This is a genomic window from Plantactinospora endophytica (genome assembly GCF_016862915.1).
Taxonomy (GTDB): domain Bacteria; phylum Actinomycetota; class Actinomycetes; order Mycobacteriales; family Micromonosporaceae; genus Plantactinospora; species Plantactinospora endophytica.
The window spans coordinates 128540-140271 of sequence record NZ_BONW01000021.1 but is presented as its reverse complement, the minus strand read 5'-3'; the positions used below and the strand labels follow the sequence as shown (position 1 = coordinate 140271).

At 72.6% G+C, this 11732-nt stretch carries 11 protein-coding genes; 8 read left to right on the top strand and 3 right to left on the bottom strand.

Going from position 1 to position 11732, the window contains the following annotated elements; translation table 11 throughout:
- Window positions 1-76 precede the first annotated feature (76 nt).
- The 5 genes from Pen02_RS21640 (at window position 77) to Pen02_RS21620 (ending at window position 4721) form a co-directional block, all read left to right on the top strand.
- A complete protein-coding gene (locus Pen02_RS21640) occupies window positions 77-550 on the top strand; it encodes a peptidase inhibitor family I36 protein (RefSeq protein WP_203867917.1) in 474 nt (157 codons plus the stop codon).
- Between the two features lie 16 nt (window positions 551-566).
- Window positions 567-1049, top strand: coding sequence for an NUDIX domain-containing protein (locus tag Pen02_RS21635; RefSeq protein ID WP_239141064.1), 483 nt, complete (start codon window positions 567-569; stop codon window positions 1047-1049).
- 364 nt (window positions 1050-1413) lie between these two features.
- Window positions 1414-2688 (top strand): alpha/beta hydrolase family protein, encoded by a 1275-nt coding sequence (locus tag Pen02_RS21630; RefSeq protein ID WP_203867916.1) that lies wholly within the window; start codon window positions 1414-1416, stop codon window positions 2686-2688.
- 227 nt (window positions 2689-2915) lie between these two features.
- Window positions 2916-4079, top strand: a complete 1164-nt coding sequence (locus tag Pen02_RS21625; RefSeq protein ID WP_203867915.1) for an acyl-CoA dehydrogenase family protein — start codon at window positions 2916-2918, stop codon at window positions 4077-4079.
- An 84-nt stretch (window positions 4080-4163) separates the two neighbouring features.
- On the top strand, window positions 4164-4721 hold the full coding sequence (locus tag Pen02_RS21620; RefSeq protein WP_203867914.1) for a Uma2 family endonuclease: 558 nt from the start codon (window positions 4164-4166) through the stop codon (window positions 4719-4721).
- Between the two features lie 121 nt (window positions 4722-4842).
- Here the strand turns inward: Pen02_RS21620 and Pen02_RS21615 are convergent, their stop codons facing one another.
- Both Pen02_RS21615 and Pen02_RS21610 read right to left on the bottom strand, forming a co-directional pair.
- On the bottom strand, window positions 4843-5784 hold the full coding sequence (locus Pen02_RS21615) for a hypothetical protein (RefSeq protein WP_203867913.1): 942 nt from the start codon (window positions 5782-5784) through the stop codon (window positions 4843-4845).
- 109 nt (window positions 5785-5893) lie between these two features.
- Window positions 5894-6553 carry a hypothetical protein gene (locus tag Pen02_RS21610; RefSeq protein ID WP_203867912.1) on the bottom strand — a complete coding sequence of 220 codons (660 nt, stop codon included), beginning with the start codon at window positions 6551-6553 and terminating at the stop codon, window positions 5894-5896.
- 156 nt (window positions 6554-6709) lie between these two features.
- Between Pen02_RS21610 and Pen02_RS21605 the strand changes: the two genes are divergently transcribed.
- Both Pen02_RS21605 and Pen02_RS21600 read left to right on the top strand, forming a co-directional pair.
- Window positions 6710-7249 (top strand): acyl-CoA thioesterase, encoded by a 540-nt coding sequence (locus Pen02_RS21605; protein WP_203867911.1) that lies wholly within the window; start codon window positions 6710-6712, stop codon window positions 7247-7249.
- Between the two features lie 196 nt (window positions 7250-7445).
- Window positions 7446-9452 carry an acetoacetate--CoA ligase gene (locus Pen02_RS21600; RefSeq protein ID WP_203867910.1) on the top strand — a complete coding sequence of 669 codons (2007 nt, stop codon included), beginning with the start codon at window positions 7446-7448 and terminating at the stop codon, window positions 9450-9452.
- 58 nt (window positions 9453-9510) lie between these two features.
- Here Pen02_RS21600 and Pen02_RS21595 read toward each other — a convergent pair whose 3' ends face one another.
- Window positions 9511-10218, bottom strand: a complete 708-nt coding sequence (locus tag Pen02_RS21595) for a TIGR03089 family protein (protein WP_203867909.1) — start codon at window positions 10216-10218, stop codon at window positions 9511-9513.
- 288 nt (window positions 10219-10506) lie between these two features.
- Here Pen02_RS21595 and Pen02_RS21590 point away from each other — a divergent pair, with 288 nt between their 5' ends.
- Entirely contained in the window at window positions 10507-11652 is a 1146-nt protein-coding gene (locus tag Pen02_RS21590) for a glycosyltransferase family 4 protein (RefSeq protein ID WP_203867908.1), read from the top strand.
- Window positions 11653-11732 lie beyond the last annotated feature (80 nt).

The following is an 11732-nucleotide window of genomic DNA, read 5'->3' as shown; positions in this document are numbered from 1 at the left end:
TCGAGGGCGATCCTTCTCCCCGACCGTCATGCCTGCCTACGGTGACCGCCAGTTCATTCGAACAGGAAGGTGTGCGATGAGGTTTCTGCGTTTCCTGCTGGCCGCTGTCGCCGTTCTCGGCGCCCTGTCGGTGCTATCGCCCGGAACGGCTCAGGCGAATCCGTCCGGCCGGAGTGCCGGCTCCGAGGCGCCGACCTCGGCCCTGACCGGAGTGGCGGACGTCGAGGAGATCGCGCCCGGTGTCTACAGCGGACGGACCGTGGCGGCCTGGGGATGCGCCTCCGGCGCCGTCTGCTTCTACAGCCAGCCGAACGGCAACGGAACCGTCTGCTGGTCGAGCGGAAACGTCCCCTCGTCGAGTTGCGGGTACCGGGCGTCCTATTTCAACAACGGCGTACCCTGCACTGGATGCGACCACGTCCGGGTGTACGAGGCGACGAACTACCGCGGCCTGGAATTGGCGTGCGTGCACTACGGCTGGGCCGAGGGCCGAGGCAACTTCTACATTTCGCTGCCGGTGAGTTCCTTCCGCTGGGGCGGCGAGTGTTGACGGTCGGCCCGCCGGGATGACCGGGACCGCCGACGACTACACCGCCACGCTGCCGCGCAAGCGGATGGGCGCGGGGCTGCTGTTCACCGATCCGGCGGGCCGGGTGCTGCTGGTCGAGCCGACCTACAAGGAGCACTGGGAGATTCCGGGCGGCTGCGTCGAGGCGGACGAGTCGCCGTACGTGGCCGCTCGGCGGGAGGTGGCCGAGGAGTTGGGACTCGTCGTGTCGCCGGGGCGGCTGCTGGTGGTCGACTGGGTTCCGCCGGGCGGCGGGCGTACCGAAGGGGTCATGTTCGTCTTCGACGGCGGACCGCTCCGGCCCGACCAGCAGGCCGCGATTCGGCTGCCGGCGGCCGAACTGCGCGGCTGGGCCTGGTGCACGCCGGCCGAGGCGGATGCCCGGCTGCTGCCGCTGTTGGCCCGCCGGGTGCGCGCTGCCAGGCAGGCGCTCTCGACCGGCGGGACCGGTTACCTGGAGGACGGCCACCCCACCGCCTGACCGGACCACCCCTGCGCGGCTGACTGTCGAGCTGCCCCGCTCGTGCACCCGCCTGCGGGAACGCGGCGCGTTCCAAGAATCACGAGGGTTGTTCCACATCGTGGGCGCGGCGCCCACCCAGCGCCGCCGCCCCGGTTGTGCACCCAGCTCTACAGTGAACCTTTTTCAACCTCCCCTTGCGGTCCGACCGACCGCGAGGTCAGACGCGGAGCGTGAGCCGCGCGCGGTTCAGGTTGAAAAAGGTTCAGTCTCCGGGCCGGCGCTTCTCGGGTTAGCCCGACCATGAGGTTTGCGCCCAGCCCTACCCGAGATCGGGCAGGTGGCCGGCGTGTTCGGCGGCACCGTCGGGCCGAGGCTGATGGGCATGAACGGAAACCTTCTCAAGCTGAGCGGCGTCGCGACGCTCACCGCGCTGGCGGTGCTCGCGTCCGCCACCATGAGCGCCGCGTCGACCACGACCGGCACGATGACCACGACCGGCACGATGACCAGCACCACCGCGTCGACCGGTGCCGCCGGGTGGCGTGGCACGGTGGTGTCGATGCCGGAGGATCCGGTACTGAGCATGGATCAGGTCAAGGAATTCCTCGAACCCCTCGGGGTGTACGTGCCGGAGGCGCGGCACGGCGTCGACGCGTACCAGGTCGTCTACCGCACGGTCGACGTGCACGGCCGGGCGACCACCGCCAGCGCGCTCGTCGCGCTGCCCCGCACCGACGACCGTCGGCTGCGGCCGGCGGTCTGGCTGCACGGGACGCAGTCGTACCGGCACGGCGCGCCCTCGGTCGGCGAGTGCTGCGACCGGGCGGCGGCGGTGCTCTTCGCCTCGCTCGGCTACGCGGCCACCGCGCCCGACTACCTCGGGCTCGGCGCGGGTCCCGGCACCCACCCCTACTTCCACGCGGAGACGGCGGTGAGCGCGTCGGTCGACGCGTTGCGGGCCACCCGGCACTTCGCGGCCCGGTACGGGCGCACCGTCGCCGGCCCGGTGGCGGTCGCCGGCTTCTCGCAGGGCGCCAACAACTCGTTCCTGCTGGCCAGGGCACTGCAACGGGGAGCCGACCGGAATTTCACCCTCGGCGCGCTGGCCCCGATCAGCGGCGCGTACCACCTCTTCGACGTCGAGTGGCCGGCCGCGATCGGCGGGGACGTCGACCCGAAGGCGGCGACCTACTACCTGGCGTACCTGACGGTGGCGTGGAACCGGATCTACCACCTCTACCGGGACGAGTCGGAGGTGTTCGTGGACCCGTACGCGGGGCACGTCGCCACCCTCTTCGACGGTGAGCACACCATCGAGGAGAGCATGGCCGGGCTGCCGGCGAAGCCGGCGGAGCTGCTGCAACCGGAGTACTCCGACCTGCTGCTCCACCCGACCGGCCAGCTCCGCCTGGCGGCCCGCGCCAACGACGACGCCTGCCTCGGCTGGAAGCCGGCCGTCCCGGTCCGGATGTACGCCGCACACGGCGACCCGGAGGCCGTCTACGCCAACAGCGAGCGGTGCCGGCGAGAGCTGCGCGGCGCGGACGTGACGCTGACCGACGTCGGCGACGTCGACCACATCACCTCGCTGGTGCTCTCCGTCCCGCAGGTGGCGACCTGGTTCGCCGAGCTGAACCAGCCGCGCCCCGCGAAGTGATCCAGCCCCGCCCCGCGAGCTGCACCAGCGGCGCCCCGCGAGCTGAACCAGCGGCCCCCGGCGAGCTGAATCGGCGGTGCCCCGTGAGCTGAATCGGCGGCGACCCGTCTCCGAGCGCCCTCCCCGGTCAGCGGGCCGGGGAGGGCTGTCGGGGCGTGGTTACTGGCGGGTATCGTTCGGGTATCCGGGGCGCGGTGCCGCCGGGGACGAGTGCTGGGAGGGCTGCGGTGGGCAGTGAGCCGTCGTTCGACGCGTACCAGTTGCCGGAGGAGCACCAGGCGGTCCGGGAGGCCGTCCGGGAGATCTGCGACGCCAAGGTCGCGCCGAACGCCGCCGAGGCGGACGAGACCGGCGAGTTCCCCAAGGCGTCGTACGACGCGCTGAAGGCCGCCGACTTCCACGCCCCGCACATCCCCGAGGAGTACGGCGGAGCCGGCGCCGACGCGCTGGCCACCGCGATCGTGATCGAGGAGGTGGCCCGGGCCTGCGCCGCCTCCTCGCTGATCCCGGCGGTGAACAAGCTCGGCACCATGCCACTGCTGCTGGCCGCCTCGGACGAGCTGAAGCGGCGCTACCTGCCGCCGGTGGCCCGGGGCGAGGCGATGTTCTCGTACTGCCTCTCCGAGCCGGAGGCGGGCAGCGACGCCGCCTCGATGCTCACCCGGGCCGTACGCGACGGCGACGACTACGTGCTCAACGGCGTCAAGCGGTGGATCACCAACGCCGGAGTGTCGGAGTACTACACCGTCTTCGCGGCGACCGATCCGGCGGCGCGCTCGCGCGGCATCTCCGCGTTCGTGGTGGAGAAGTCGGATCCCGGGGTCAGCTTCGGGGCGCCGGAGAAGAAGCTCGGCATCAAGGGCTCGCCGACCCGGGAGGTCTACCTCGACAACGTGCGGATCCCGGCGGACCGGATGATCGGCGAGCCGGGCAGCGGCTTCGGTACCGCGATGCGGACCCTGGACCACACCCGGGTCACCATCGCCGCCCAGGCGGTCGGGATCGCCCAGGGCGCGCTGGACTACGCCAAGGCGTACGTCCAGGAGCGCCGGCAGTTCGGCAAGGCGGTCGCCGAGTTCCAGGGGATCCAGTTCATGCTCGCCGACATGGGCATGAAGCTGGAGGCGGCCCGGCAGCTGACGTACGCGGCGGCCGGCAAGTCGGAGCGCGGCGACGCCGATCTGACGTACTTTGGCGCGGCGGCGAAGTGCTTCGCCTCGGACGCCGCCATGGAGATCACCACCGACGCGGTGCAGCTCCTCGGCGGGTACGGCTACACCCGGGACTACCCGGTCGAGCGGATGATGCGGGACGCCAAGATCACTCAGATCTACGAGGGCACCAACCAGGTCCAGCGGATCGTGGTGGCCCGGCAACTCCTCAAGGACTGACCCCCTGCTCCGGGCACGGGCCGGCGCCACGCCACGGCTGCGCAACGCTCATCGGCGCCGATGGCCTGCGGATAGGATGACCGGATGAGTGCGGAGGCGTTCGGCAGGCACCTGCCCGCCGTCGTCACGCTGGACGACCTGGCGGCCATGATCGCTGCTGACCAGCACGGCCATCGGTATGAGCTGAGCCCCGAGGGAGCCCTGTCGATCATGCCGCCGCCGGACTCCGAGCATGCCGCGATCGCCAGCCGACTCCTCGTCTGGCTCGCCATGGCGGGCTGGCCGGCCGAGCAGGTGCTACAGGCCGCCGGCATCCGGATACCGGGCCCGGACGGTGACGGTGGACGGATCCCGGATCTCACCCTCTGGGCCCGTCCCCAGCCGCGAAGCGTGTGGCTCGCCCTCACCGACCTGCTGCTCGTGATCGAGATCGTGTCACCCGGCTCGGCGGCGATGGACGAGGTCGTCAAGCGTCGTGAGTACGCACAGGTCGGCATTCCGCGGTACTGGATGGTCGAGCGGGACGCGGCACAGACGGTGACCCTGCACGTCCTCGGTCCGGACCGGACGTACGAGGTGGCCGCGAAGATGCCGCTGGCGTGGCTGTTGCAGACCGCGCCGGGCGACCACCAGATCGCCTGACTCGTCGGGCTACCCCGTCGGCCGACCGACCTGTCGGCCGACCGAATCGTCACCCTGGTCAACTCGGAACTGCGCGGCGGGCTACCCCGTCAGCCGGCCAACCCGTCGGCCGACCGAATCGTCAGCGGTCGCCGAGGCGGCGGGTGATCCCGTCCATGCCGTCGTCGTCCGGGCCGCCGGTGAACTGCGTCGTCTCGTCCGAGCGCCCGCTGAACTGGGTGGTCTCGTCGCTCCTCGGCCGACCCGGTGGAGCGGCCGGCGGTGCCGGCGGCGTCAGCGGACTGTAGGTGGGTTGCGCCGGAGGGGCGCTCGGCACCACCGGCGGAGCGTAGTGCGGGGCGCCGGTCGGCGCGTTGTACGGCGGTGCCGACGGCGGATGGTGTGCCGGCGCGGTCGGGCCGTAGTTCGGCGGTACGGCCGGACCGAAGTTCGGCGGGGCGGACTGGGCGTAGCTCGGGGCGGCCGACGGGCCGTAGTTCGGCGGATGCGGCAGGCCCGGCGCGCCGGGCGCGAACTGCCCCGGCACGACCTGACCGCCGGGCGGCGCCGGAGCGGGCGGGTACGGGCTGCCGGACGGCGGCGGGGTACCGGGCGGGTACTGGCCGCCGGGCGCCGGGTAGGACGGGTATCCGGGCTGGCCGACGGCGCCCGGGAGGCCGGCCGCCGGGCGGGGCGAGCGCCAGCGGTGCGGCACCAGCACGGTGGCGCCGAGCAGTACCGCGAGCAGCGTGGCGAGGGCCCCGGCCGGGGCGGTGAGCGCGAAGTCGACGCCGAGGAAGGACCGGGGCATCACCTCGGTCATCGACCCGAAGTCGACCATCGACCAGAGCGCCATGGCCATGAAGAGCAGACCGGCGGCTGCCGGGCCGATCGGGGACCACCGGGGCAGCAGCAGCACGGCGAGCAGCCCGCCGACGAGCAGGATGACGACGAACCCCAGGATCATGTCGCCGGTCCGGTCCTGGGTGATGCCACCGTTGAACCTGATCAACCCGATTCCGGCCAGCACCCAGACGATCGGCGCGATGACCAGCCCGAACAGCAGCGATCCAAGGTGTCGCACTGCAACCTCCCCGCCGGAGTGCCTTTCGGCACCGTACCCGGACCGGGCAATTCCGGCCTCGGCGTGTCGGTCCGGGGCGGGTCGACCGAACGACCCGCCCCGGGGCGGATCAACTCGTCGTACTGCCCGCGTCGTCGCGCTTGGCCGTCGTCCGGGGCGGTGCCGACCACGGCGAGCCGGCCTCGCGGCGCGGCAGCGGCGGCAGCGGCTCGGTGTCCGGCTCCGGGTAGCCCAACGTCGGCGGCTTGATGTCGGTGTCCGGCGGGTTGTTCAGCAGGGACCAGTCGGTCGGGGTCGGCTCCTCCACATCGGACGGCGACGGCGTGGGGCCGGCGGCGGCCGTACGGGGCCAGCGGCGCCACCGCTGCACGCTGAACGTCGCCATCAGCAGCAGTACGCCGATCAGGAACGTCGTGCCGTTGTCCAGCACCTGCTCCAGCGGCAGCGGGTCGCCGAACACCTTCCAGCCCGACGGCACCGCGTCCCGGACCGCGAACGGGTCGACGAACAGCCCGACGTACGGGACGACCAGCAGCAGGCCGGCGACGAGCGGACCGGCCGGGGAGAGTCGCAGCGTGCCGAGCAGCCCGAGCAGGATGCCCGCGACTCCGAGGTAGACGGCCCCCTGGATCAGGTTGGCCGTGTTGAACGTACCGAGTTCCACCCAACGGGTGACGGTGCGGGCCGACCCGTCCTGACCGAGCGCGATCATGGCCCAGGTCAGTGGCGCCGCCACCACTCCGGCGAGGAAGCTCCAGAGATGTCGCATCCGCGCACCGTACCGCCTTGGCGGCCGTTGAGCAGCCTGCACTGGCGCGTCTGAATCGATCTTGCTGACTGTCACTGTCAGGTGACCGGGGTGTCCGGGGTAACCAGCGTCACCGGCGGGGGCGCCGGCAGGGGGTCCGGCCGTACCGTTGCCGGCATGACCGAGCAGTTCTCGCCTCCGCCGGCCGGCAAGCCGACCTCGTACTCGCGGGTGACGCTGAGCCGGATCATGACAGCCGTCGACGTGAACCTCTACGGCACGGTGCACGGCGGCGTGCTGATGAAGTTCGTCGACGACGTGGCCGGCGCCTCGGCGGCCCGGCACTCCGGCGGTACGGCGGTGACCGCCGCCATCGACGAGATCGTCTTCGCCGAGCCGGTCCGGGTCGGCGACCTGGTGCACGCGCACGCCCAGGTCAACTGGACCGGGCAGACCTCGATGGAGGTCGGGGTCCGGGTGGTCGCCGAGCGCTGGGACAGCGCCGAGGACGACCCGATCCTGGTGGCCACCGCCTATCTGGTCTTCGTCGGGGTGGACGTGGCCGGCAACCCCCGCCCGGTACGCCCGGTGCTGCCGCAGACCGCCGAGGACGAGCGGCGGTTCCGCGAGGCGGAGATCCGCCGGGCACACCGGCTGGCCAAGCGGAAGGCGATCCAGGCCCACCGGAGCACCGCCGACCCTTCCGTCACCGGCTGACCCGACCGGCCACCCCGACCTGCCGCCCCGCCACGACACCGCCCGGGGCCGTCCCACATGATCCGGCGCCGGTCAGTGTGGGTCGGGCACGCGTACCGGCGGCGGGCTCCGGGCGCAGAATTGCGGGTCGGGGTACGGCAGTATGGCGACCGGGCCCAGCACATCGGCGTGCGGGCGCTAGGGGAGGAGCAGGACCATGGACGGCGAGGTGCTCTGGACGCCGCCACCGGCCGACGACGACCGGTCCCGGATCGGCGACTACCTGCGCTGGCTGAGCCGCCACCGGGGCCTCGACTTCGACGACTACGCCGCGCTGTGGCGCTGGTCGGTCACCGACCTCGCCGGGTTCTGGCGCTCGATCTGGGACTACTTCGAGGTCAAGGCGTACACCGAGCCGACCGCGACGCTTGTCGACACCTCGATGCCCGGTACCCGATGGTTCCCCGGCGCCACCCTCAACTACGCCGAGCACGTACTCCGGATGCCCGGCCTCGCCGACGACGAGCCGGTGGTGATCGCGTACAGCCAGACCCGCGCCCCGGTCACCCTGACCGCCGCCGAACTGCGTGAGCAGGTGCGCCGGGTGCGGGCCGGACTGGTCCGCCTCGGCGTCGGCCCGGGCGACCGGGTGGCGGCGTACGCCCCGAACATCCCCGAGACGTTCGTGCTGATGCTGGCCACCGCCAGCCTCGGGGCGATCTTCTCCTCCTGCGCCCCCGAGTTCGGCACCCGGAGTGTGCTCGACCGCTGGCGGCAGATCGCCCCGACCGTGCTGGTGGCGGTCGACGGCTACCGGTACGGCGACAGGCCCGTCGACCGCCGCGCCGAGCTGGCGACGATCCGGGCCGAGCTGCCGTCGCTCGTACACACGGTGGTGTTGCCCTATCTGGAGCCGGACGCCGCGCCGCCGGACGGGGCGCTGACCTGGGCGGACCTGGCGGCCGAGACCGACGAGCCGCTGACCTTCGCGGCGGTGCCCTTCGACCACCCGCTCTACGTGCTCTACTCCTCCGGCACCACCGGGCTGCCGAAGCCGATCGTGCACGGGCACGGCGGCATCCTGCTCGAACACCTGAAGATGCTGGCGCTGCACCACGACCTCGGCCCGGCCGACCGGTTCCTCTGGTTCACCACCACCGGCTGGATGATGTGGAACTTCCTGGTCTCCGGCCCGGCGGTGGGCGCGGCGATCGTGCTCTTCGACGGCAACCCGGCGGTCCGGGCCGAGCCGGGCCGGCCGGCCGAGCCCGACCTGGGCACGCTGTGGCGGCTCGCCGCCGAAACCGGCACCACCTACTTCGGCACCTCGGCACCGTTCCTGCTGGCCTGCCGCAAGGCCGGGCTGCGCCCGGCGGAACTGACCGGCCTGTCCGCCGTGCGCGGGGTCGGTTCGACCGGTGCGCCGCTGCCGGCCGAGGGCTTCCGCTGGGTGTACGACTCCGTCGGCGCCGACCTGCGGCTCGACTCGATCTCCGGCGGCACCGACGTCTGTACCGGTTTCGTCGGCGGCGTGCCGCTGCTGCCGGTCGTCGCCGGTGAGATCACCTGCCGCTGCCTGGGCGCCCGGGTGGAGGCGCGCTCGGCCGACGGCGACCCGGTGATCGGCCAGCTCGGCGAACTGGTGATCACCGCGCCGATGCCGAGCATGCCGGTCGGGTTCTGGAACGACCCGGACGGCAGCCGCTACCGGGAGGCGTACTTCGACGTCTATCCCGGGGTGTGGCGGCACGGTGACTGGATCACCGTCACCGAGCGGGGCAGTTGTGTGATCACGGGCCGCTCCGACGCCACCCTGAACCGGGGCGGCGTACGCCTCGGCACCGCCGAGTTCTACTCCGTGGTGGAGGGGCTGCCGGAGGTGACCGACTCGCTGGTGGTGCACCTGGAGGACGACGAGGGCGGCGCGGGGGAGCTGCTGCTCTTCGTCGTACTCGCCGAGGGGGTGACGCTGGACACGGCGCTGACCGGGCGGATCACCCGGGAACTGCGTACCGGGCTGTCGCCCCGGCACGTACCGGACGAGATCCACCAGGTCGGCGCGGTGCCGAGGACGCTGTCGGCGAAGAAGCTGGAGGTGCCGGTGAAGAAGATCCTCACCGGTGCGGCGGTGGACTCGGCCGCCGCCACCGGCGCACTGGTCAACCCGGAGTCGCTGGTCGCCTTCGAACGGTTCGCCCGGCAACGGGCCGCCGACCGCTCCTAGGACCGCTGGCGGAGTCGATCACCAGCCCGCTTCGGGGACCGCTGGAGTGTGACGTGGGTTACGTCAACCGGACCGTTACCTTCTCCGTCTCGGCCCGGTCGGCGAGCCGGGCCGGGTCGAGATTTCCGCAGAGCACCACGCTGGCCCGGGCGGCCAGCGGGGCGAGCAGCCAGTCGACCGGATCCGGGTGCCGGGCGGCGTCGACGAGTACCCGCTCACCGGCTCCGATGCCCAGCTCGGCGGCACGGTCGGCGGCCAGGTCGGCGAGTACCGGATCCTGCGGCCCGGCCCCCGGGTACGGCCTGAAGTGGTCGCCGTGCCCGCGTACCTCGACCACATAGTCGGCCCAGCCGGAGGGGAGCTGCCGGACCGGGGCGGCGAGCGGTGCGAGCGCGAGGGCGTACCGGTCACCGGCCGGCCAGTCGGTCGCCTCGTCGACCCGGTCGGCGGCGGCGAAGAGCACGTCGACCGGCTGCCCGTCCGTGTCGTCGGGCCGGGCGCCGAAGACGGACAGGCCGGTCGACCAGCAGCCGAGCAGGACGGCGGCGGTCTGCCAGTGCGGCGGCAACAGCACCCCGGCGGAGTCGCCCGGGGCGAGTCCGGCCGAGTCGACCAGCAGGTTGGCGGTCTTGGCCACCCAGTTGGCCAGGGTCGCGCCGGAGAGTTCGGTGCGGTCTCCGGTCGCGTCGTCGTACCAGGTCAGCAGCGGTCGGGTCGGATCGGCGGCGATGGCGGCGGCGAACAGCCCGGCAATCTTCTCGGTCATCGCCCGCGACGATACCGACCCGGACGGCCCGCGCCGGTGATCTCCGGGGCCGACGCGACAGTGCTCTCCGGGGCCGACGCGACAGTGCTCGCCGAGGCCGGGACGGTCGTGATCTCGGACCGGTTCGCGGTGCTGCCGGCACCCACCGTCACAGCCCCGTCGCGTACCTGTCGGAGTCACCGGAAAGACAGTTGCCCGACGGGTCGCAGTCGACGCGTCCGGTCCGGCGCGGCGTAGGCTTGGCGTCAGTGTTGTTCCCCACATCACACCCAGTCGAGGAGTTGCCCAGTGACCGCCGGTCGTCCGCCCCGCGTGCTCATTGACGCCACCAGTGTCCCCGGCGACCGGGGCGGCGTCGGTAGATACGTCGACGGCCTGCTCGGCGCCCTGGGCAAGGTGATCGGGCCGGGCCTGGAACTGGCCGTGGTCGGCCTGCGCACCGACGCCGAGCGATACTCCCGGATGCTGCCGGCCGCCGAGGTGATCCCGGCACCGGCGGCGGTGGCGCACCGGCCGGCCCGGCTCGCCTGGGAGCAGACCGGGCTCCCGCTGCTGGCCCAGCAGGTCGGCGCGCAGGTGCTGCACTCGCCGTTCTACACCTGTCCGCTCCGGGCCGGCTGCCCGGTGACGGTCACCGTCCACGACGCGACCTTCTTCACCGAGCCGGAGCACTACGACAAGTCGCGCCGGACCTTCTTCCGCAGCGCGATCAAGACCTCGCTGCGCCGGGCCGACCGGGTGATCGTGCCGAGCAAGGCGACCCGGGACGAGCTGATCCGGCTGCTGGACGCCGACCCGACCCGGATCGACGTCGCCTACCACGGGGTCGACCAGGCGGCGTTCCACGCGCCGAGCGACGAGGAGAAGGCCCGGGTACGCGCCCGGCTCGGCCTGGGCGGGCACAACTACGTGGCGTTCCTCGGCTCCAAGGAGCCGCGCAAGAACGTGCCGAACCTGATCCGGGGCTGGGTGCTGGCGGTCAAGGACCGGCCGGAGCCGCCGGCCCTGGTGATCGCCGGTGGCCAGGGGCACGACGACGACATCGACCAGGCGGTCGCCGACGTACCGGCGCACCTGCGGCTGCTCCGCCCGGGCTACCTGCGCTACGCCGACCTGCCGGGCTTCCTCGGCGGTGCGCTGGTCGCCGCCTACCCGTCGTACGGCGAGGGCTTCGGCCTGCCGATCCTGGAGGCGATGGCCTGCGCCGCCCCGGTGCTGACCACGCCCCGGCTGTCGCTGCCGGAGGTGGGCGGCGACGCGGTCGCGTACACCAGCGAGGATCCGCAGCAGATCGCGACCGACCTCGGCGCGCTGCTGGACGACGAGGCGCGGCGGCTCTCGCTGGCCAAGGCGGGCTTCGACCGGGCCAAGGAGTTCACCTGGGAGTCCAGCGCCGAGGTGCACCTGGCGGCCTGGGGCCGGGCCCGCGCGTGAGCCGTGATTCCGGAGCGTGCGGCGGAAATCGGGTGGTATCAGACGGTGTGTGCGCCCGGCACCTGACCTCTCGGGCATGA